Source organism: Corynebacterium sp. 335C, assembly GCF_053525695.1.
This window is the reverse complement of record NZ_JASTTB010000001.1, coordinates 1,596,680-1,617,972: the sequence shown is the minus strand read 5'-3', so window position 1 is coordinate 1,617,972 and position 21,293 is coordinate 1,596,680. Positions and strand designations below refer to the sequence as shown.

Below are 21,293 nucleotides of genomic sequence, written 5' to 3'. Positions count from 1 at the left end.
CCCGACTAGGGAAGGGGCTGACACCGGCATCGCACCAGGCGACGCAGCCAACATGTTCAAGCAGTCATTGGCAAAAATTAGGTTTCAACAGCCCCGCCAAAAAAGGGCTGCCGGCACCCGCCACCAACGACCAAATGACTTGTTTTAGTACATCGGCACACTATCGAGTTCTCAAAAAACACGCGCACACCCCGGCACCAGAAGTCCTCACGGACCCCGTCCGAAGCGGCGAGGAGCCACACTACACACAACCCGGAACCCGAGTCAAACCCGGTCCCGAACCCATGTCGGTGCTCCCCCAACCAACGCTTCATGCTCCCGGGTTCCTCGTCCGGTGTGAACCGGGCGAACCCGTCAGCCGCGCTGACCCCCAGAACATTACACACACGTGAACGCGGGAACAAAATCGCTGGTCACGACGCACTTCACTGACCCTGCAACGCACGTTCATGCGCATGCGCGCACGGTCCGGGGTCTCCTCCCGGGCCGGCGCGGCGTCCACCCCGTCCCCTGGGCCACTCCGCCCAGGGGCGTCCCCCACCGGCACCCGCTCTCCTCATTCACAAGGGAGGTGCGCACCTACCGGGGCAGCGTCCCCGCCTTCGCGGCGTGGAAGGTCCCCGCCGTCGCCACGGCCATGAGGACGCCGGCGAAGACGAACACCGTCGCGGCGCCGGAGCCCGCGGCCACCGCGCCTGCCGCGGGCGGGACGGCGACCTGCGCCAGCCGGTTGCCCATGAGCCGGACCGACAGCGCCATCGCCTTGTCGGACTCGCGGGCGAGCTGCGAGACCCACGTCATGGTCATCGGCATGACCAGACCCCATGCGAAGCCGCAGATGCCGACGGCGACGGCCATCGCCCACGCGTTCCCCAGCCACGGCATGACCGCCAGCGGCACGACGCCGGCGACGACGGCGACCAGCATGACCCGGTCACGGCGGTGACGGCGGAGGATCCCGGGCATGAGCGCACGGGACACGATGGCGAGACCCGACCGGGCCGACAGGACCATCGTCACCTCGCCGACGGACATCCCCGTCTCCGCGCCGACGACCGGCATGTAGGCGGTGAGCAGATCGATGGCGACGATGACGGACACCGACGCGAGCATCGCCTGGGGCATCCCGCGGCGCCCGAGGATCGCCCACGGGGCGTCGTGCCCCGCCCCGTCGCCGGCACCCGCGCCGCGGCCGGGGCCGGCACCGGGACCACGGCCGGAGCGCGCCCCGGCGGCGCCGCCCGCCGCGCCCCGGCCGGCGTCCCCGCCGGCGCCCGGGCGGGAGCCGGCGGGGCGCACGTCGTCAAGCACCGCGAAGCGGCCCGCGTGCACCCAGCCTGCGATCAGCGCGGGCACCCCGACCGCGACCAGCGCCCACAGCGCGGGCGTCGTGTCGACGCCGCCGGAGCCCTGCCCCATGGCCGCGATCCAGCCGGAGAAGAGGATGCCCGCGAACTGGCCGACGGAGATGCCCAGCGTGAAGTACGCGAACAGCGAATCCAGCCCGGCGGTCGACCCGCGCAGCTTCGCCACCATCCCCTGCGCGGCGATGAGCGTCACCATGTGCGCGAAACCCATGAGCACGTACCCGGCCATCAGGACCGGCAGGTTCGGCGACAGCGCCATCACCGCGGCGGCGCCCAGCGTGGCGACGAGCCCCGCCCGCATCACCGCCGGCGCCGACCCGTCGTCGACCAGCCGGCCCGCGGGCACCGCGATGAGCAGCGGGACCAGGGAGAAGGCGGCGGTGTAGACGCCGACAGTCGCGGCATCGCCGCCGAAGTCGAGGATGCGGTAGCTCACCAGGACGCGGGCGCCGTTGAAGATGCCCTGCGTCGCGACGCACAGGGCGACCAGCATCAGGAACCACTTCCGCACCACGGGTACGAGCCTCCTCGCCGAAACAGTTTTTCCGCCTCCGCCGGCGGGCCGCCCCGGCCCCGCCCGACCAGCGGCGGGGCGCCCGCCCGGACCACGGTACCCCGGCCCCATCCCCGGTCGCCCCCGGCGTTCGGCGGCGGGAACCCGCGCCGGTCGTGCATCCTGGAGGGTGGACAAAACTGACTTATGAATCAATGAAGGGATGAAGGGACATGCTTGAACGCACGCTCGTGTACGTCGACACCTCCTACCTCCTCGCGAGCTTCTACAACTCGTGGGAGACCGGGGCGCGGGCCCAGCTGGAGATAGATCTCCGCGAGGTCGTCCGCGTCCTGGACGACATGATTAGCAGGCAACTCGGGCAGCCCATCCAGCGGCAGCTCTGGTACGACGGCATCCCCGAATCGGGGCCGCACCGCTACCAGCGGAGCCTCCGGTCGATCGACGGCGTGCAGCTGCGCGCCGGACAGCTCATCGAATGGGGCAACCGGCGCATCCAGAAGGCCGTCGACACCCGCCTGGTCACCGACATGGTGATCGCCGGGCTGCGGCAGCAGGCCTCCGACATCGTCCTCGTCTCCGGCGACGCCGACATGCTGCCGGGCGTCACGGAGGTCTCCAACGCCGGCGTGCGCGTGCACCTCTACGGCTTCGGCTGGGACTCCATGTCCTCCGCGCTGCGCCACGCGTGCGACTCCACCACGGTGCTCGACCCCCGCGAGGACTTCGCGGAGGCCATGCAGATCAACGTCCTCGAGGGCCCGCTGCCGCCGGTCGTGCGCGGCAAGCCCATCGGCGACGCGGAGCCGCCGGAGGAGGACGGGGCCACCGCGGTGCCCGACACCCGGGTGACGCCGCCGGGTTCCGGTGAGTCGCGTGACGACGGCGACCGCTCCGGCGGCGATTCCCCCGGTACCTCCGGCGAGGGCGACCAGGCCTCCGCCGGGGCCGGCGACGCCGGTGGCGCGGCCGATTCGGACGATGCCGGCGCGGACGGCGCCGCGGCCGGGGAGACCGGGGAGGCCGCCGCCGGCGTGGGCCGTCCCGACGGCTCCGGCGACGGGGCGTCCGAGGGCGACGGGGCCGGCGGAGCCGCCGATGGCTCGGACGCCGGACGGGCGGACGACGGCGACGCCGCGGCGAAGGACGGCGGAAAGCGGTCCGGCACCGCCGATTTCGGCGCCCCCTCCCCCGCCCGCGTCGCCGCCGCCTGCGCGCGCGACCGTGATCGGGAGCAGGAGCGCGACCGCCGCGACGCCGAGGAGGCCGCCCCCGCGACCCCGACCGCCCGCGCCGACGACCCCCGCGACGCGGAGATCCAGGTCGCCGCGAAGGCCGGGCGCCGCGAGGTCCCGGCGGAGGCGCAGACCACCGCCGCCGAGCAGGCGGAGCAGGTCGGCGGCCTGTCGTCCCCGGCCCGCCCGGACGCCGGCTCCGACGGGGCGGGCGACGGACACGGCGATCACGGCCACGACGGCGGCGCCGACCACGGCGACGCGCCCGGCGCGGCCGCCCCGAAGCCGGCGCCGCGGCCGAGCCCGTCGATGATGGCCCCGCGCCGCAAGCTGCGCAGCCGCTACGTGCCGCTGCCCAACGAGGTGTGGGCGTCGGCCGGGTTCCAGACCCCGTTCGACGTCGGCCAGCAGTACGCCTCCTGGTGGTACGAGTCCGCGGCGACGGAGAAGCAGCGCGACGAGGCGCACCTGCTGTCCGGCGGCGGCCTGCCGACGCACATCGACCGCCCGCTGCTGCAGTTCGCCTGCGAGACGCTGCACGAGTACACGCTGACGGAGAACCAGCGCGTCAACCTGCGCGACGGCTTCCACGCCGGCATCCGCAGCCTGCTGCTCAACCGCCGCCGGGAGAACGGCGGCCTGTAGCCCGGCGCGGGCCCGGGCGCGGCTACTTCGCGCCGTCCGCGCCGTCGCCGGACTCCAGCTCGCCCGCGGCGGAGCCGGAGCCGCCGGCGCCGAGCTCGCCGGCGGACTCGGCGCGCATGCGGGCGCGGATCTCCTCCAGGCGCATCGACGCCTGCGCGTCGGTCGTGCCGGCCTCGATCTCCGCCATCCGGCCGGCGGTGCTGTCCTGCGCCAGCTCCTGGGCGCCGAGGGCGCGGGCGTAGCGGCCCTCGATCTTCTCGCGCACGTCGTCGAGCGTGGGCACGTTGCGGTCGCCCTCGATGGCGCGGATGCCGTCCATCGTCGCGGCGGTGCGCTGCTGCATCTCCGCCTGATCGGCCTGCGCCTCCAGCTCGCGGAACTGGGCCTTCAGCTCCTGCTGGCGCTGCTGCGACAGCTTCGCCTGCTTCTGCGCCTCGTCGGCGGCGGCGACCGCCTGGCCGTGCATCTGCGTCGTGTCCTCCAGCTCCCGCTCGATGGACACCAGCTGCGAGGCGAACACCTCGGCGGTGTTCTCCAGCTCCGCGGCCTTCGCCTCGTCGCCCGCGGCGCGGGCGCGATCCGCCTGCTCCAGGGCCGCCTTCGTGTTGGCGGTGAGCTTCTCACGGTCCTTCGTCAGCCGGCCGAGCTGCATCTCCAGCTGGTTGCGGTTGCCGATGATCTCCGCCGCCTGCCGCTGGATCGCGTCGTGGCGGCGGCGCTCCTCCTGCTCCGCCTGGTGGAGCAGGACCTTCGGGTCCGCGTTGTCGTCGATCTTCTTGTCGAAGGACGACATCACGTACTTCCAGCCCTTGCTGAACGGATTCGGCATGTCGGCATCACTCGCTTTCGGCGGCCGGCGCGCGTCGGCGGCCGGTGTGGTCATGGTCCGGGCTCCCGGAGATACACCGCCATCGTAGGGGTAACATCCCCGTCCATGCTGAGCCTCAGGAACGGCCGCCGCCGCGCGGCCCTCGCCGTCGTGGCGGCCGCCACCGCCGCCGGCGTCCTCGCCGCCCCCGCCGCCCTCGCCGAACCCTCCGACTCCGACGGGAAGACGGAGAGCGCCGAGCACTCCCGCCGCGACGCGGACGACGCGGACGAGCCCGCGGGGAAGCCCGCCGCCGACCGACCGGCCGAGCCGCTGCCCGCCCTCGACTACGACGAGGTCCAGAAGCGGATGGAGGAGGCCACCGAGGAGATGGAGGCCGAGGGCGTCCAGATGGGCATGGCCCTCTACGACCGCGCCACCGGCCGGATGGTCTCCAACGTCAACGGGGAGAAGCCGTTCCCCCTGGCGAGCATCGTGAAGGTGTTCGTCGCCGAGGTCGTCGCCTACTCCAACTACGAGCGGCCCGAGGACGGCGAGATCGAGCGCGGCCGCGGCGAGATGCCGCGCGAGGGCAACCAGGACGCGATGCTGCGCGACTCGGCGATGCGCTACTCCGACAACGAGGCGACGTCGGCGCTGTGGGCCGCCTACGGCCGCGGCGAGATCGTCGAGTCCGTCCGCGAGCGCTACGGCCTGTCCGACGCGACGCAGCCGCGCGCCAACTGGGCGGCGTCCACCTCCTCCCCGGAGGACATGGCGAAGTTCTTCGCCGGCGTCCTCGACGGCGAGGGCGGCCTGTCGGAGGACGAGACCGACTACCTCGTGCGCCTCATGTACTCCCTGCCGAAGTACTCCTACGGCAACGCCGGGCAGGACTTCGGCCTGCGCGAGGCCCTCGACGGCGAGATGGTGGCCCAGAAGGGCGGCTGGTCGGACCCGCACATCCGCGCGTCCGCCGGCTTCCTCGGCGAGGATCAGCGCTTCACCATGGCGGTGCTGACGACGGGCGACGAGACGTCGACCGCCGCGACCCGCGCCGTCGAGATGGTCTTCCCCGACGGCATCGTCGTCCCGCACCTCGACGACGACGCGAAGCCGGGCGAGCCCGTCGCCTCCCCCGTCGAGGACGGCCCGGGGATGCCCGTCGCCGGCCTCGTGGGGCTGACCGCCCTGGGCATGGCCGTCATCGGCTTCCTCGTCGGCTGGGCGGTCCGCGGCACCCGCGTCAGCTAGGCGCCCCGCCCGGCGCGGGCGCGGACGCGGCGCGGCGGACGTCGCAACGCACCCCCCCGCGCCACCCGCGCACCCGCGCACCCCGCGCATGACGACGTCGGCGGCGCGCGATCCCCTCCGGATCGCGCGCCGCCGCCGTCGCGTTCGGGCCCGGCGCTACTCGCCGCCCTGCTCCGCCTCCCGGCGGGCCTCCTCGACCTTCGCGTGCACCTCGGCCATGTCGAGCTCCCGCGCCTGCGCCAGGATGTCCGAGATCGCCTCGCCCGGGATGACGCCGGAGTGGCGGAACAGCAGGATGCCGTCGCGGAACAACAGCAGCGTCGGGATGGACTGGATGCCCAGCATCGCCGACACCTCCTGGTTCGCGTCCGTGTCGAGCTTCGCGAACGTCACGTCGGGGTTGTCCTCCGACGCCTTCTCGAAGATGGGGGCGAACTGGCGGCACGGGCCGCACCAGGTCGCCCAGCAGTCGACCAGGACGCTGCCGCCGCCGGTGACGGTCGACTCGAAGGTGTCGTTGGTGACGTCGATGGTGGCCATGGGTGAACCTCGTCTTTCATCGGGTGGGTCGCGTTCGGGCGGTGCAACGTCCCCCGCGCCGGCGCTATTCCCCGGGATGCCCCCGGGGGTTCGCGTGACGACGCCTCCCGCGCCGCTCCCCCGTCAGCCGCGCAGCGTGATGACCGGCTCCCGGTCCCGCTCCCTGGTCATCTCGCGCGCCCACGCCGGACGCGCGAACATCCAGCCGGCGCCCGCGGCCAGCAGCAGCCGGTGGATGCCCAGGCACGCCACCGCCGCCGCCACCGTGACCAGCACGGTCTGCAGCGGCACCACCGGGTCCGCGTCGAACACCATGTTCAGGCCGAACATGATGAGCACCAGCACCGGGATGTGCATGAGGAACACCGGCAGCGTCCGCCGGCCCAGCGCGTGGAACGGCAGGAGCACGCGCGTGCCCTCGAACATGGACACGAAGGTCACCGCGCACGTGACGCCCGTCAGGGACAGGAGCAGGCGCGTGAGCCCCTGGTTGCCCATGTTGAAGTGCGGGTAGGTCACGTAGATGTGGCCGGCGACGGCAACGTACACCAGGCCCGTCACCAGCACGACGGGCAGCAGGCGGGCCCGCGCCAGGCGGAAGATCCACGGGGCGCCGTACATGCCCAGCAGGTAGAAGACGTACATCTGCGAGATGAAGTCCCACGACCAGCTGGCCTCCTGGAACGGCGCCCACACGCTCACCGCCGCCGCCAGGCCCACCTGGATGACCGGGTGGATGCGCCGCATCGCCTTCGACAGGATGGCGAACAGCGCCAGGGCGTAGAGGAACCACAGGTACGACGTCGGCTCGTACACGGAGTGGACGATGCGGGCGCCGATCGCGGGCCACGACGCCGGGTCCAGCGCCGCCGGCGGGGCGATGATCCCCTCCCCGACCACCGTGCGCGGGATGAGCGCCAGCACCAGCTCGCGGGCCGGCACCCAGATGACGTAGAGCCACACCATGACCCAGATGCGGCGGTTCGCCAGCTGCGGCCACGACTCCGACAGCGCCTTCGCGGCGAACAGGCCGGAGACGAGGAAGAACAGCGGCATGCGGACCGGGCCGAGCATGAGGTTGACCTCCGCCCAGCGCGCCGACGTCCAGCCGTGGTTGGTCAGCTCCGTGATGGCGTGGCCGAGGACCACGAGGAGGATGCAGAGCCCCTTCGCCGCGTCGACCCACTGGACCCTGGGCACGCGTCGCGCCGCGGCCGCCGGTGCGGCGGTCGCGGTGTCCGTGCGCTGGTGCCCGTTCTGCGTCAGCGGTGCCTCCGGGGTCATGGGCCGTCGCGCGGGTCGGCGCGACGCGTGGGGCGTGTGTGAACAGCGTAGCTGCACGGACGCGCATATGTGAATTCCGGTGGCCGGAATCACGTGGTCACGGGCCTGCGCGCTACTCCCGGTGCATGTTCGCGAAGCAGGAGAAGTGCAGCTGCGAGGCGACCGTGATCGTGCCGATGGGGCCGCCGCGGTGCTTCGCCAGGATGATGTCGGCCTCGCCGGCGCGCTCGTGGTCCTGCTCCTGCGAATCCGGGCGGTACAGCAGCATGACCATGTCGGCGTCCTGCTCCAGCGAACCGGACTCGCGCAGGTCGGCCACCTGGGGCTTCTTGTCCGTGCGCGCCTCGGGGCCTCGGTTCAGCTGGGAGATGGCGACGACGGGGACGTCCAGCTCCTTCGCCAGCAGCTTCAGCTGGCGGGAGAACTCCGAGACCTCCTGCTGGCGGGACTCGACCTTCTTGCCCGACGTCATCAGCTGCAGGTAGTCCACGACGACGAGGTCGAGGCCGTGGCGGACCTTGATGTCGCGGGCCTTGGCGCGGATCTCCATCATCGTCAGCGTCGGCGAGTCGTCGATGTAGATCGGCGAGTCCTCGATGGCGCCGGCGCGGTTGACCAGCTTGCCCCACTTGCTGTCGTCCATGGAGCCGGAGCGGATGTCCGCCAGCTTCACGCGCGCCTCCGCCGACAGGATGCGCATCATGATCTCCGACTTCGACATCTCCAGCGAGAAGATGGCCGACGTCTTCTTGTCTTCCTTCTTCGGCGCGATGGACGCCGACCGCACGAAGTCCATCGCCAGCGTCGACTTTCCGACGCCCGGGCGGGCCGCGACGATGATCATCTGGCCGCCGTGCAGGCCGTTGGTCAGCCGGTCCAGGTCCGTGAAGCCCGTCGGCACGCCCTGCGACAGGCCGCCGTTGGAGGACAGCTCCTCGATCTCGTCGAGGGTGCCGGGCATCAGCTCGCCGACGGAGGCGTAGTCCACCCGCTCGTCGTCCCGCGACACGTCGAAGACCAGCTGCTGGGCGCGGTCGATGAGGTCGACCGCCTCCGAGTCCTCCGCGCCCGCCTGCCCGAGGGCCACGATCTTCGTGCCCGCGTCGATGAGGCGGCGCACCGCCGCCTTCTCCGCCACGATCTTGGCGTAGTAGTGCGCGTTCGCGGCGGTCGGCACCATCGCCATGAGCGTGTGCAGGTACGGGGCGCCGCCGATGCGCTCCAGCTCCCCCACCTGATCCAGCCGGCCGGCGACGAGGATCGCGTCGACGTTCTCCACCTCCGCGTAGAGGTGCAGGATGGCCTGGTAGATGGACTGGTGCGCCGGACGGTAGAAGTCGTCGACGCGCAGCACCGAGCCGACGTCCGCGATCACCGTGGAGCTGAGCAGCATGCCGCCGAGGACCGCCTGCTCCGCCTCGATGCTGTGGGGCGGCTGCCGGTCGAAGGACAGGCCGCCCGCGGCGGCCTCGCCGCGGCGCCGGTACTCCTGATCCGGCGGCACCGGGCCGGCGTCCGGCTCCGGCGGCGGCGGGGCGTCGTCGGCGAACGACACCCCCGCGTCGTCGTCGAAGTAGGCGCGGTCCTCCGCGCGCGAACCGTCCGCACTGGTCATTCCGGCACGCCCTTCCTCTCCCGTCGCATGGCCCCCGATCCGGGGCCGTCGCCCGTCCGACTGTACCGCCCGGGGCGACATCCGGAATCCGCCCGCACCGGCCCCCGGGGGCGCCCCGATCCCCGGTTCATCAACACCGGGTGTGGACAACCGTGGATGAAATGTGAACCGCCGGTGAATGTCCAGGTCGGAGTGTGGACAACCACGTGGACAACTCGCCCGGAAACTCGCCGCGACCACGGGAAACGCCGCATATCCGCAGGTCAGAAGGGTGATGCGGCGTGTCGTCCACAATCCACGATCCGACCGGGGGTATGGCCCTCCAGGCGTACGCCGTCACCCTGCGTTCACCGGGGATTCCCCCTGGGGAACCCCGGGATGGCACGGAATCCCCGATTTGCCCACACGTTGTCCACAACGTGCCCGTGCGCTGCGCGGATGCCGGATCCACGACCACAGGAGCCCCACCCGACCCGCCGCGGAGGCCTCTCCGGGCACCGGAGCGGCGCCCCGGGGTCACCGCCGCCGGAGCAGGCCGGCCCCGCCGCCGAACCGTCGCGGCCGCCGCGGCACCCTCCCCCGGACACACCGAAGGGCCCCGTCCCCCGCCGCCGGGCGGAGGGGCTCGGGGCCCCCAGGTGCGCTGTTGTCATTGGGCCGCGGTCGCCGGTCGTCCCGACCGGACGCGGCCGTCGTCTGAAGTGAAACCGGGACTAGCCGGCGACGACCTCCACGGACACGTGCGCGGTGATCTGCGGGTGCAGCGCGATGTCCACGGTGTGCTTGCCGAGGGCCTTGATCTGGCCCGGCGCGAGCTCGACGGCGCGCTTGTCGACGGCCTGCCCGGAGGCGGCGCGGACGGCGTCGGCGATGTCGGCCTTGGTGACGGAGCCGAAGAGCTTGCCGCTCTCCGACGCCTTGACGGCGACCTTCACGTTGTCGAGGGCGTCGATGGCGCCCTTGACCTCGCGGGCGTGATCCAGGTCGCGGATCTCGCGCGCCTCCTGGGCGCGGCGGATGCCCTCGATCTGCTTCTCGGCGCCGCGGGTGGCGACGATGGCCAGACCGCGCGGAAGCAGGTAGTTACGTCCGTAGCCGGCCTTGACCTCGACGATGTCGCCCGGGACACCGAGGTGGTCGACGGCGGCGGTGAGGATCAGCTTCATGATCCCTGCCTTTCGGTGGAATGTCTGTGGTGGAAAAGAGAAGTTGGGGATTCAACCGGGTGGCCGGACGTCATCGCCCGGCCGCCGCCGTCAGAACGGGGGCTCGCCGCCGCCGAAATCGCCGGCCTGCGGGGCGGAGTGCCACGGATCCTCGGCCGGCTGGCCGCCGCCGAATCCCTGACGGGACTGGCCGCCGCCCTGGCCGCCCTGGCCGCCGCGGTTTCCGCCGCCGAAGTTGCCGCCACCGCCGCCGTAGTAGCCGCCGCCCTGGCCGCCGCCGGAACGCGGGTTCCGGTTGACCTGGGCGGACGCGAACTTCAGCGAGGGGCCGACCTCGTCGGTCTCGATCTCGTAGACGGTGCGGCGCTCGCCGTCCCGGGTCTCGTAGCTGCGCTGGCGCAGCTTGCCCTGGACGATGACGCGCATGCCCTTGGACAGGGTCTCCATCACGTTCTCGGCCATCTCGCGCCAGACGTTGCACGTCAGGAACAACGCGTCGCCGTCGGTCCACTGGTTGGTGTTCCGGTCGAAGACGCGCGGCGTCGAGGCCACGCGGAAGTTCGCGACGGCCACGCCGCTCTGGGTGTAGCGGAGTTCGGGGTCGGCGACGACGTTGCCGACCAGCGTGATCGGGGTTTCTCCCTGTGCCATGCGGTTTCGCTCCTTAGCGGGTTGGCGTCCCGGTTACCGGTGGCGCCGGTTTAGCGATCCGCCCGCAGCACCTTGGTGCGCAGGATGGAGTCGTTCAGGTTGAGACGGCGGTCCATCTCCTTGACCGTGTCGGGCTCGCAGTCGAGCTCGACGACGGCGTAGATGCCCTCGTTCTTCTTCTCGATGGGGTACGCCAGCTGGCGCTTGCCCCAGATGTCCACCTTCTTGACCTCGCCATTGTCCTTGCGGACGATCTCGAGGTACTTGTCGAGCGACGAGCCGACGGTGCGCTCGTCGATCTTCGGATCGACGATGATCATGACTTCGTAGTGACGCACGGACCTCATCACCTCCCATGGTCTAGTAATTCGGAATCGGCCACGGCCGGATGCCGTGGCAGGAGGGTACGTTGCGTCAGGCAACCCTCGCAGGGTACCCCATCCCCCCTGGCCGGGGCCAATCCCGCCCCGCGCACGACGACGGGGGCCGCCCCGGCCGAAGCCGGGGCGGCCCCCGTTCGCGGTTGCCCGCGGGCCGCTGCGCACCCCGCGGGAGGCGCGGGCGGCGGTCAAATGGCCGCCGTCAGCGCGATGATGACCGGGATGACGGTCACCAGCAGTCCGGCGCCGAGGCACAGCGCCAGGACGAGGGAACGGCGCATGCCGTACATGAAGCCGGCGAAGGCCGCGCCGAAGAGGAGGAACCCCACTCCGACGCACGCCATCGTGGCGATGACCCAGCCGTCCACGGCGCTCCCCTAGTTGCCCGGGATGAGGTCGCCGATGACGTCGCCCGGCGCGGGCGCGGGCGCCGGGGCTCCGCCGCCACCGCCGTTGCCGCCACCGCCGCCGTTTCCGCCGCCGCCGTTGCCGCCGCCGTTGCCGCCGCCGTTTCCGCCGCCGCCGTTGCCGTCACCCGGGATGATGCCCGGCGGGAGGATGTCGTCGATGCCCGGCCCCTCGGCCGGCGGCGCCTCCTCCGTGGTGGACGGGGCCGACTCCTCGGTCGTCGTCGCGGTGCCGGTGTCGGTGGCCGTCTCGGTCGGGACCCAGGTCTGGACCGGGGCGTCCGGGATGCCCGCGACGCCGTCGATCGGCTCCGGGTCGGTGAAGGACTCGTACTCGGCGTTCGCCAGGCCCGTGTCCATCGTGTACTTCCAGATGGAGCCCGGGTTCGCGGAGCCGTACATCACGCCGCCCCAGCTGTTGTACAGGGCGGAGGAGTCGACCATGCCCATCCACACGGCCGTCGACAGCTGCGGGGTGGAGCCGATCATCCAGGCGTCCTTGTTCAGGCCGGTGTCGCTCAGCTGGGTGGTGCCGGTCTTCGCGGCGGACTCTCGGCCGCCGGCGAGCGGCTTGCCGGAGTAGGAGGCGATGGGCTTCATGGCGTCGATGACGTTCGTCGCCACGGCCTTGGACACGCGCTCCTCGCCCTCGGTGCCGTTCTGGCGGTCCAGCAGGACCTCGCCGTCGGAGGTCTCGACCTTCGCGACGAAGTGCGGGCGGTGGTAGAAGCCGTCGGCCGTCAGGGTCGCCAGCGCGGACGCCATGTCCAGCGGGCGGCTCGGGTACTGGCCCAGGGTGATGCCCTCGTAGGAGTGGCCGTTCTCCTCCATCAGCGTCTTCTCGATGCCGGGGATGGACTCCGCGATGCCCAGGCGGTGGCCCATGGCGGCCGTGTCGTCGGGGCCGTGCTCCAGGTCGTCCTGGAGGCGGAAGAACGGGGTGTTGAGGGACTGCTTCAGCGCCTCGTGGATCGGGCAGGTGCCGCAGGAGGCGCCGCCGACGTTGTTGATGGTCGCGTTGCCGGAGGTGTACGGCGCGGACGAGTACTGCGCGGACAGCGGGATGCCCTGGTCGAGGGCCGCCGCCAGCGTGATGATCTTGAACGTCGAGCCGGTCTGGAGGCCGTTGGCCGCGAAGTCCCAGCCGTTCGGGTCGTCGCCGCCGTAGTAGGCGCGGATGGCGCCCGTCTGCGGCTCGATGGAGACGACGGCGGCGCGCTGGCCGCCCTCCTTGTTGACGTTGGCCTCGACGCCGTCGAGCGCCGCCTGCTGGACGACCGGGTCGATGGTCGTCGTGATGCGCAGGCCCTGGGTGGAGACCTGGGTCTCCGTGATGCCCTCGTCGGCCAGCTCCGCCATGACGCGGTTCTTGATGAGGCCCTCCGGCCCCTCCACCTGCTGCGGCGCCGGGACGGTCGCCGGGTCGCGGGTCTCCGGGTACACGGCGGCGCCGCGCTGCGCGGAGGAGATGACGCCCATCTCGACCATGCCGTCGAGGACGTAGTTCCAGCGGTTCTCCGCCTCGGCGCGGTTGACCCACGGGTCCAGCTCCGACGGGCGCTGGATGGCCGCCGCGAGCACGGCGCCCTCCTCGAAGGTCAGCTCCTCGATGGACTTGCCGAAGTAGGCGTCCGCCGCGGCCGCGATGCCGTACGCGTTGCGGCCGAAGTAGATGGTGTTGAGGTAGGCCTCCAGGATCTGGTCCTTCGACCACTCCTGCGCCATCTTCGCGGACATCACCAGCTCGCGGAACTTGCGGGTGATGGTGCGCTCGTTGCCGACGACCGCGTTCTTCACGTACTGCTGCGTGATCGTCGAGCCGCCGCCCATCGACGGGTCGCCCGTGACGACGCCCCACGCGGCGCGCGCGTAGCCGGTCAGCGAGAAGCCCGGGTTCTCGTAGAACTCGCGGTCCTCCGCCGCCAGCACGGCGTTGCGGACCTCCTCCGGCACGATGTCGAGCGGCACCGGCCGGCGGTTGCCGGCCTCCGGCACGATGCGCGCCAGCTCGGTCTCGCCGTCGCGCTCGTAGATGATGGAGACCTGGTTGTTCGCCAGCTCCTCCGGGTCCGGCACGTCGGTCGCGGCATACGAGATGCCGAAGATGGCGACCGGGAACAGGATGATGATGGCCGCGGCGATGCCGAGCCACGCCCACACGCTCCAGCCGCCGGACGACTCCTCGTCGTAGTCGTCCTCGTCGTAGTCGTAGTACTCGTCCGAGACGTCGTCGGACGGGTAGCGGGAATCGTTCGTCACGAGCTCTCCAAGGGTCCGATGGGAATTCGATCTCCCAGGATATGCGGCGGCCCCCGCCCACGCGAACCCCGTACCGCGCCGCGGAGGGCCCCGGCGCCGCGGCGGTGGCCGTCGTCACGCGCGAAACGCAGGCCACACGCGCACCGCACGTGACCCGCGCGCCCCGCCCCGCGCGCACCCTCGGGCGCCGCCGCGCGCCCCCGCGCACCCGCGCCCCCGCCCGGCCGCGCCCGCGCACCCGCGCGCGCCCGCGCGGGCGGCGGCGTCCACGAAAGCCGCACGTCTTTATCGGTAAACCCGCCTGACCGGGGCTTCCGGGCTACGAGCCGATGCCGCCGCGGGGATACGGTTTCCCGGGTTAGGGGGCCGACCGTCGCGCCGACCCCGAACGAGAAGACAAGGAGACCACGAGTCACATGAGCCCCGTCCGCGTAGCCATCGTCGGAGTCGGCAACTGCGCCTCCTCGCTCGTGCAGGGTGTGGAGTTCTACCGCGACGCCGCCGCCGGCGACGACGTCCCCGGCCTGATGCACGTCCAGTTCGGCGACTACCACGTCTCCGACGTGCAGTTCGTCGCGGCGTTCGACGTCGACGCGAAGAAGGTGGGCCAGGACCTCGCTGACGCCATCGACGCGTCCGAGAACTGCACCATCAAGATCGCCGACGTGCCGGCCACCGGCGTCACCGTCCAGCGCGGCCCGACGCTCGACGGCCTGGGCAAGTACTACGCGCAGACCATCGAGGAGTCCGCGGAGGAGCCGGTCGACGTCGTCCAGGCCCTGAAGAACGCCGAGGCCGACGTCCTCGTCTCCTACCTGCCGGTCGGCTCCGAGCAGGCCGACAAGTTCTACGCCCAGTGCGCCATCGACGCGGGCGTCGCCTTCGTCAACGCCCTGCCGGTCTTCATCGCCTCCGACCCGGAGTGGGCGAAGAAGTTCGAGGACGCGGGCGTCCCGATCGTCGGCGACGACATCAAGTCCCAGGTCGGCGCCACCATCACGCACCGCGTCATGGCCCGCCTGTTCGAGGAGCGCGGCGTCCGCCTGGAGCGCACCCTGCAGCTCAACGTCGGCGGCAACATGGACTTCAAGAACATGCTGGAGCGCGAGCGCCTGGAGTCGAAGAAGATCTCCAAGACGCAGGCCGTCACGTCGAACCTCACCGGCCCGCTGGCCGGCAAGATCGACGACCGCAACGTCCACATCGGCCCGTCGGACTGGGTCGACTGGCTGGACGACCGCAAGTGGGCGTACATCCGCCTGGAGGGCAAGGCGTTCGGCGAGGTGCCGCTGAACCTGGAGTACAAGCTCGAGGTGTGGGACTCCCCGAACTCCGCGGGCATCATCATCGACGCCATCCGCGCGGCGAAGATCGCCCTGGACCGCGGCGTCGGCGGCCCGGTGTACCCGGCCGCCTCCTACCTGATGAAGTCCCCGCCGCGCCAGCTGCCGGACGACGTCGCCCGCGCGCGCCTGGAGAAGTTCATCGTCGGCGAGGACGACGGCAAGTAGCCGCCGCCGCCGGGGGTGATACGTCATCACCCCCGGCGTAACGCCCCGCGTCCCCCGGATCCCGGGCGCGGCGCGGACCCGCAGGGGCCGCCGCCCGCCGCGGAAGTCCAGGTCGCGGGGCTTCGCCGTGTCACATCCACTAACGGCGGTCATTAATCTCCCGAAACCTCAATGTCTGGGTTAATAACAATTTGATGCTGACTATTTCGGGCCGGAACGGGACCGGCCCGTTTTCCGCTAGAGTTCGGCCCATGACCGACACCACCGAGACCACCGACCTGACGCCGCTCGACGTCGCCAGGGAGGTTCGCCCGCTGCTGACGCGTGCGGAGCTCATGTACAGCCGCCGGAGCGAGGAGTCCCAGCTCAGCCGCGCCCAGCTGTCCATCATGATGACGCTCGACCATCTCGGTCCCTGCCGCATCAACCAGCTGGCCCAGGCGGAGTCGATCCGAATGCCCACCGCCTCCAACGCGGTGCACCACCTGGAGCAGGCGAAGATGGTCGCCCGCGTGCGCGACACGAAGGACCGCCGCGGCGTCCGCGTCGAGCTGACGTACGCCGGCCGCGAGGAGCTGAAGCGCGTCTCCGACGAGCGCGACCGCCAGATGGCCGTCATGTTCGAGGGCCTGTCGCAGGAGGATCTCCAGCTGGCCTACAAGGTCGGCCCCATCCTCAAGCGCATGCTCGACTCCTACGCCGGGGCCGCCCCCGAGGCCTGATCGGCCCGTCCCCGCCGCATCCGCGACCCCGTCGCCGGTGCGGCGGTTTTCCGCGTCTTCGGCAACCCGGGTCTCCCCGTCGTTCGCCCGTGGTTAAACTCGTGCTTGCCCGGCGTTCGCGCGCATCCCGCGCGGGCCGCCGCGCACCGCCGCGGAGGCGCGACCCGCCGCCGCGCGCGGCCGCGACGACCGCCGGGCAGATGCACGGCCCCGTAGTTGTCCCCGAACGACCCCGAGGAGACGCACACCGATGTCGTCGACGCCCCTGCGCGTTCTCGTGGCGTGGCGCCCCGGCGCCGCCGGCGGCGAGGTCATGGCCCATGCGGCCTGGCTCGCCCGCACCTGCCGCGTCCGCATCCGCACCGTCGCCGTCCTGTCCCGCGGCTGGCCCCTGACGTCGCTCGCCCGTCTCGGCGACGACGACTCGTGGGCCCGCACGGAGATCCGCGCCACCGAGAAGGCCATCCGCGCCGCCGGCAAGGCGCACGGCATCCGGAAGGGGATGCTGGACGAGTCGCCGACGCTGGTCGTCGAGGCGGCGAACGAGGCGGGCACCATCGCGGACGCCGCCCGGGACTTCGGCGCGGACGTCGTCCTCCTGGGCACCCGCGCGCATTCCCCGTCGGGGCACTTCCGCGCCGGCGCGACCGCCGATGCGCTGCTGCACCACAGCCCGGTTCCGGTCGGCCTGACGCCGCGGGCGCCGAAGCTGTCGAAGAACGGCGTCACCCGCGTGACGTGCACGTACCTGGACACGGCCCAGTCGCACCGGGCCCTGGAGCGCGCCGCCGATCTGGCGATGGCGTGGGACGTGCCGCTGCGGCTGCTGGCGCTGACGCCGCGCGGGGCGACGATGTACCCGACGGACTCGGGCTTCGGCAGCGACGAGGACCTCATCATCGAGTGGCAGGAGCAGGCGATGGCCCTGCTCGATCGCGGCCAGGACCGCGCGCTGACGCGCCACCCGGAGCTGCGGCTGCAGCTGGAGGTCGGCTCGGGCCACGGCTGGGAGGGCGCCGTCGGCTCGGTGAAGTGGAAGAAGGGCGACCTGACGGTCATCGGCTCCTCCGGCCTCGGCCCCTTCGGCCGCGTGTTCACCGGCACCTCGGTGAACCACATGGTGAAGCACGTCCCGTCGCCGATGCTCATCACCCCGGCGTAGCCCGGGTCGCCCGCCGCGCGCGCCCGCGGGTGCCTGCGGGTTCCGCGTGGTCGCGTGACGACGCCGCCCGCGCCGCGGCGACGCCGCCCGCGGAGCCGCGGGCCCGCCGGGTGTCCGACGGCGGCGGCCGCGCCCGGCGGGGTCGCCCCGGCCGCGGCGGCTTGCCTAGGCTGGGGCCCATGTCCGCCGATGATCCGCACGCAGCCCCGCAGCCGCCCGACGAGCCCCGAGCCCGCGCCGACCGCGCGCGGCGGGACCGCACGGCGGGGGAGGACCCGCTCGATCGCCTCGAGAGGAACGTCCGCTCCGGCCGGATGGCCTACTGGTACACGGGCGCGGTCATCGTCCTCACGATCCTGTCCGCGATCGTCGTGGCGGTGGCGGGCGCCGTCTCCGGCGGGCCGCTGTGCGACGCCGGCCATTCGTCCTTCATCTGCTCGCGCACGTGGGAGATCGTGTTCCCGCTCGTGCCCAGCGCCGTGTCGCTCGTCGGCGCCCTCGGCGGGTTCTGGCAGTGCTACTCGAAGTGGAGGCGATTCGAGCGGTGGCGCCCGTGGATCGCGATGGTGTGGATCCTGCTGCCGTGGACGCTCATCTGGATGACGTCGACGATGCCGATCCTCATGCTCGGCGTCGCCCCCTGACGCGGAGCCCGCGGCCCGGCACGGTGCGTCCGCCGCGCCCCGGCGGCGCCACCCGGCACGGCGGGGGACCCGGGGCCCGGCGCTGGCCGGGGAGCCGGGGGAGGGACCGTCGCACAGCGGGGGCGCACCCATGATGGGTGCGCCCCCTCTTTCAGCATTCCCCGCGCCACCTGCGCACCTTCCGGCGCAATGCACCGCCCGGAGGGGCGGCGCGGCGGCCGCGGGGGAGCGGCGCTACTTCTTCACGACGACGTTGACCATCTTGCCGGGCACGACGATGACCTTCGCGACGGTGCCCTCCGCGGTGTGCGCCTCCACCTTCGGGTCGGCCAGCGCGGCGGCCTCCAGCTCCTCGCGGGAGGCATCGGCCGCGACCTGGATGCGGGCGCGGACCTTGCCGTTGACCTGGACCGGCAGCTCGACGGTGTCGTCGACGAGCCACTTCTCCTCGGCCTCCGGCCAGGGGCCGTGGGCCAGGGAGCCGTCGTGGCCGAGGCGCTGCCACAGCTCCTCCGCGATGTGCGGGGCCACCGGGCCGAGCATGAGCACCAGCGGCTCCACCGCGGCGCGCGGGGCGGAGGACTCCGCGTAGCGCTTGGTCAGGTGGTTGACGTACTCGATGAGCTTGGCGATCGCGGTGTTGTCGCGCAGGTTCTCGTAGTCCCCGGTGACGCCGTCGACCGTGCGGTGCAGGGCCTTCAGGTCCGCCTCGTCCAGCTCCGCGTCGGAGACCGCGAGGCCGCCGGTGGACTGGTCGACGACCAGGCGCCAGGCGCGCTGCAGGAAGCGCTGCGCGCCGACCAGGTCCTTCGTCGCCCACGGGCGCGAGGTGTCCAACGGGCCCATCGCCATCTCGTAGACGCGCAGGGTGTCCGCGCCGTAGTTGTCGCAGATGTCGTCGGGGGAGACGGCGTTCTTCAGGGACTTGCCCATCTTGCCGTACTCCTGGAACACCTCGACGTCGCCGACGAAGAACTTCCCGTCGCGCTCGACGACGTCCTCCGCCGGCATGTAGACGCCGCGGGAGTCGGTGTAGGCGAAGGCCTGGATGTAGCCCTGGTTGAACAGGCGGCGGTACGGCTCCTTCGACGTGACGTGGCCGAGGTCGAACAGCACCTTGTGCCAGAAGCGCGAGTACAGCAGGTGCAGCACCGCGTGCTCGACGCCGCCGACGTACAGGTCGACGCCGCCCGGGTCGCCCTCGCCGTGGACCTCCGGGCGCGGGCCCGTCCAGTAGCGCTCGTTCTCGACGTCGCACATCGCCTCGTCGTTCAGCGGGTCGATGTAGCGCAGCTGGTACCAGGAGGAGCCGGCCCAGTTCGGCATGACGTTCGTGTCGCGGCGGTAGGTGCGCGGGCCGTCGCCGAGGTCCAGCTCGACGGTCGTCCACTCCTTCGCCTTCGCCAGCGGCGCCTGCGGCTCGGTGTCCGCGTCGTCCGGGTCGAAGGTCACCGGCTTGTAGTCGTCGACCTCCGGCAGCTCCACCGGCAGCATGTGCTCCGGCAGCGGGTGGGCCACGTCGTCCTCGTCGTAGACCACCGGGAACGGCTCACCCCAGTAGCGCTGGCGGGCGAACAGCCAGTCGCGCAGCTTGTACTGGGTGGTGCCGCGGCCGGCGCCGCGGGCCTCCAGCCACTCGATGGTGCGGGCCTTCGCCTCCGCGACGGCGAGGCCGTTGAGGTCCAGGCCGTCGTCGTTCGCGGAGTTCACCGCGGCGCCGTCGCCCGTGTAGGCGGCCTCGGAGACGTCGCCGCCGGAGACGACCTCCACGATGGGCAGGCCGAAGGCGGTGGCGAACTCGTGGTCGCGGTCGTCGTGCGCCGGGACCGCCATGATGGCGCCCGTGCCGTAGCCGGACAGGACGTAGTCCGCGACGAAGACCGGGACCTGCGCGCCGGAGACCGGGTTCACCGCGTAGGTGCCGGTGAAGACGCCCGTCTTCTCCTTGTTCTCCTGGCGCTCCAGGTCGGACTTGTTGGCGGCGCGGCGGCGGTACTCCTCCACGGCCTCCGCCGGGGTGGCCATGCCCAGGGTCCACGCCTCCGGCGTGCCCTCCGGCCAGACCGGGGCGACGAGGGCGTCGACCAGCGCGATCTCCGGGGCCAGGACCATGTAGGTGGCGCCGAACAGGGTGTCCGGGCGGGTGGTGAAGACCTCGATGGCCTGCTCCTGGCCGTCGTTGCCCGTCGCTGTGAAGACGACCTCCGCGCCGCGGGAGCGGCCGATCCAGTTGCGCTGCATGGACTTGACCTTCTCCGGCCAGTCCAGCAGCTCCAGGTCGTCGGTGAGGCGGTCCGCGTAGGCGGTGATGCGCATCATCCACTGGCCCAGGCGGCGGCGGAAGACGGGGAAGTTGCCGCGCTCGGACTTGCCCTCGGCGGTGACCTCCTCGTTGGACAGCACGGTGCCGAGGCCCGGGCACCAGTTCACGGTGGAGTTGGAGCGGTACACCAGGCGGCGGGCCTCGAGGGCGCGGGCGCGCTCCACGCGGTCGAGGTCCTCCCAGGTGCGGCCGTCGAACTCCTCCGGCAGCGCGACGTCGCCGGACACGTACGCCTCGACCAGCTCGTCGATGTGGCGGGCGCGGCCCTCGCGCTCGTCGAACCAGGAGTTGAAGATCTGGAGGAAGATCCACTGCGTCCACCGGTAGTAGTCGGTGTCCGTGGTGGCGAAGGCGCGGCGCTTGTCGTGGCCCAGGCCCAGGCGGCCGAGCTGGCGCTCCATGTTGGCGATGTTCGCCTCGGTGGTGGTGCGCGGGTGGGTGCCGGTCTGGACGGCGTACTGCTCCGCCGGCAGGCCGAAGGCGTCGTAGCCCAGCGTGTGCAGCACGTTGACGCCGCGCATGCGGTGGAAGCGCGCGAACACGTCGGTGGCGATGTAGCCCAGCGGGTGGCCGACGTGCAGGCCGACGCCCGAGGGGTAGGGGAACATGTCCTGCACGAACAGCTTGTCGGCCGGCAGCTCGCCGCCGCCGGCCGGCGCCAGCGCGCCCACGGGGTTCGGGGCGTGGAAGGTGCCCTGGTTGCTCCACCAGCCCTGCCACTTCGACTCGATCGCCGCGGCGCACTCCGGCGTGTAGTTGTAGTTCGCGCTGTCAGTCATGGTCAGACAGTCTAACCGGCGGGGGAG

The 21,293-nt window shown here is 72.0% G+C and carries 17 protein-coding genes; 6 read left to right on the top strand and 11 right to left on the bottom strand.

Translation table 11 applies throughout. The features are described 5' to 3' along the window. Positions 1 to 579 precede the first annotated feature (579 nt). Complete coding sequence (locus QQS41_RS07005) at positions 580 to 1,878, bottom strand: MFS transporter (RefSeq protein ID WP_448851909.1); 1,299 nt, start codon at positions 1,876 to 1,878, stop codon at positions 580 to 582. A gap of 215 nt (positions 1,879 to 2,093) precedes the next feature. On the opposite strand from QQS41_RS07005, the gene QQS41_RS07000 reads away from it, so the two are divergent. Beyond that, a complete protein-coding gene (locus tag QQS41_RS07000) occupies positions 2,094 to 3,761 on the top strand; it encodes an NYN domain-containing protein (protein ID WP_448851908.1) in 1,668 nt (555 codons plus the stop codon). A 22-nt stretch (positions 3,762 to 3,783) separates the two neighbouring features. Here the strand turns inward: QQS41_RS07000 and QQS41_RS06995 are convergent, their stop codons facing one another. Continuing rightward, entirely contained in the window at positions 3,784 to 4,590 is an 807-nt protein-coding gene (locus QQS41_RS06995) for a PspA/IM30 family protein (RefSeq protein WP_448851907.1), read from the bottom strand. A gap of 105 nt (positions 4,591 to 4,695) precedes the next feature. Between QQS41_RS06995 and QQS41_RS06990 the strand changes: the two genes are divergently transcribed. Continuing rightward, positions 4,696 to 5,823: a serine hydrolase gene (locus QQS41_RS06990; RefSeq protein WP_448851906.1), complete on the top strand. Its 1,128-nt coding sequence runs from the start codon at positions 4,696 to 4,698 to the stop codon at positions 5,821 to 5,823. 156 nt (positions 5,824 to 5,979) lie between these two features. Here the strand turns inward: QQS41_RS06990 and trxA are convergent, their stop codons facing one another. The 8 genes from trxA to QQS41_RS06950 form a co-directional block, all read right to left on the bottom strand. After that, the gene (gene trxA, locus QQS41_RS06985; protein ID WP_448851905.1) at positions 5,980 to 6,363 is read right to left on the bottom strand and encodes a thioredoxin; all 384 of its coding nucleotides are present in this window, start codon (positions 6,361 to 6,363) and stop codon (positions 5,980 to 5,982) included. 123 nt (positions 6,364 to 6,486) lie between these two features. Beyond that, positions 6,487 to 7,563, bottom strand: coding sequence for an acyltransferase family protein (locus QQS41_RS06980; protein WP_448851904.1), 1,077 nt, complete (start codon positions 7,561 to 7,563; stop codon positions 6,487 to 6,489). Between the two features lie 196 nt (positions 7,564 to 7,759). After that, positions 7,760 to 9,262 (bottom strand): replicative DNA helicase, encoded by a 1,503-nt coding sequence (dnaB, locus tag QQS41_RS06975; RefSeq protein WP_448851903.1) that lies wholly within the window; start codon positions 9,260 to 9,262, stop codon positions 7,760 to 7,762. Between the two features lie 713 nt (positions 9,263 to 9,975). Then, positions 9,976 to 10,428 (bottom strand): 50S ribosomal protein L9, encoded by a 453-nt coding sequence (rplI, locus tag QQS41_RS06970; protein WP_448851902.1) that lies wholly within the window; start codon positions 10,426 to 10,428, stop codon positions 9,976 to 9,978. A 90-nt stretch (positions 10,429 to 10,518) separates the two neighbouring features. Further along, positions 10,519 to 11,079 (bottom strand): single-stranded DNA-binding protein, encoded by a 561-nt coding sequence (locus tag QQS41_RS06965; RefSeq protein WP_448851901.1) that lies wholly within the window; start codon positions 11,077 to 11,079, stop codon positions 10,519 to 10,521. A gap of 50 nt (positions 11,080 to 11,129) precedes the next feature. Next, complete coding sequence (rpsF, locus tag QQS41_RS06960) at positions 11,130 to 11,417, bottom strand: 30S ribosomal protein S6 (RefSeq protein WP_448852005.1); 288 nt, start codon at positions 11,415 to 11,417, stop codon at positions 11,130 to 11,132. A 230-nt stretch (positions 11,418 to 11,647) separates the two neighbouring features. After that, the gene (locus QQS41_RS06955; protein WP_448851900.1) at positions 11,648 to 11,827 is read right to left on the bottom strand and encodes a hypothetical protein; all 180 of its coding nucleotides are present in this window, start codon (positions 11,825 to 11,827) and stop codon (positions 11,648 to 11,650) included. A 9-nt stretch (positions 11,828 to 11,836) separates the two neighbouring features. Further along, complete coding sequence (locus QQS41_RS06950; RefSeq protein WP_448852004.1) at positions 11,837 to 14,026, bottom strand: transglycosylase domain-containing protein; 2,190 nt, start codon at positions 14,024 to 14,026, stop codon at positions 11,837 to 11,839. A 515-nt stretch (positions 14,027 to 14,541) separates the two neighbouring features. On the opposite strand from QQS41_RS06950, the gene QQS41_RS06945 reads away from it, so the two are divergent. The 4 genes from QQS41_RS06945 to QQS41_RS06930 all read left to right on the top strand — a co-directional run bounded on the left by QQS41_RS06945 (position 14,542) and on the right by QQS41_RS06930 (position 18,164). Further along, the gene (locus QQS41_RS06945; RefSeq protein ID WP_448851899.1) at positions 14,542 to 15,636 is read left to right on the top strand and encodes an inositol-3-phosphate synthase; all 1,095 of its coding nucleotides are present in this window, start codon (positions 14,542 to 14,544) and stop codon (positions 15,634 to 15,636) included. A gap of 251 nt (positions 15,637 to 15,887) precedes the next feature. Then, positions 15,888 to 16,358 (top strand): MarR family winged helix-turn-helix transcriptional regulator, encoded by a 471-nt coding sequence (locus tag QQS41_RS06940; protein WP_448851898.1) that lies wholly within the window; start codon positions 15,888 to 15,890, stop codon positions 16,356 to 16,358. A 250-nt stretch (positions 16,359 to 16,608) separates the two neighbouring features. Continuing rightward, the gene (locus QQS41_RS06935; RefSeq protein ID WP_448851897.1) at positions 16,609 to 17,520 is read left to right on the top strand and encodes a universal stress protein; all 912 of its coding nucleotides are present in this window, start codon (positions 16,609 to 16,611) and stop codon (positions 17,518 to 17,520) included. Between the two features lie 179 nt (positions 17,521 to 17,699). Continuing rightward, positions 17,700 to 18,164, top strand: a complete 465-nt coding sequence (locus QQS41_RS06930) for a hypothetical protein (protein WP_448851896.1) — start codon at positions 17,700 to 17,702, stop codon at positions 18,162 to 18,164. Between the two features lie 234 nt (positions 18,165 to 18,398). On the opposite strand, the gene leuS is transcribed toward QQS41_RS06930, so the two are convergent. Then, complete coding sequence (leuS, locus tag QQS41_RS06925; RefSeq protein WP_448851895.1) at positions 18,399 to 21,266, bottom strand: leucine--tRNA ligase; 2,868 nt, start codon at positions 21,264 to 21,266, stop codon at positions 18,399 to 18,401. Positions 21,267 to 21,293 lie beyond the last annotated feature (27 nt).

Coding starts and splice junctions, on each gene's coding strand:
- QQS41_RS06990 (WP_448851906.1), top strand. CDS start 4,696: ATGCTGAGCCTCAGGAACGGCCGCCGCCGCGCGGCCCTCGCCGTCGTG.
- QQS41_RS06930 (WP_448851896.1), top strand. CDS start 17,700: ATGTCCGCCGATGATCCGCACGCAGCCCCGCAGCCGCCCGACGAGCCC.
- dnaB (WP_448851903.1), bottom strand. CDS start 9,262: ATGACCAGTGCGGACGGTTCGCGCGCGGAGGACCGCGCCTACTTCGAC.
- QQS41_RS06965 (WP_448851901.1), bottom strand. CDS start 11,079: ATGGCACAGGGAGAAACCCCGATCACGCTGGTCGGCAACGTCGTCGCC.
- rplI (WP_448851902.1), bottom strand. CDS start 10,428: ATGAAGCTGATCCTCACCGCCGCCGTCGACCACCTCGGTGTCCCGGGC.
- QQS41_RS07000 (WP_448851908.1), top strand. CDS start 2,094: ATGCTTGAACGCACGCTCGTGTACGTCGACACCTCCTACCTCCTCGCG.
- QQS41_RS06935 (WP_448851897.1), top strand. CDS start 16,609: ATGTCGTCGACGCCCCTGCGCGTTCTCGTGGCGTGGCGCCCCGGCGCC.
- trxA (WP_448851905.1), bottom strand. CDS start 6,363: ATGGCCACCATCGACGTCACCAACGACACCTTCGAGTCGACCGTCACC.
- QQS41_RS06940 (WP_448851898.1), top strand. CDS start 15,888: ATGACCGACACCACCGAGACCACCGACCTGACGCCGCTCGACGTCGCC.
- QQS41_RS06995 (WP_448851907.1), bottom strand. CDS start 4,590: ATGCCGAATCCGTTCAGCAAGGGCTGGAAGTACGTGATGTCGTCCTTC.
- QQS41_RS06945 (WP_448851899.1), top strand. CDS start 14,542: ATGAGCCCCGTCCGCGTAGCCATCGTCGGAGTCGGCAACTGCGCCTCC.
- leuS (WP_448851895.1), bottom strand. CDS start 21,266: ATGACTGACAGCGCGAACTACAACTACACGCCGGAGTGCGCCGCGGCG.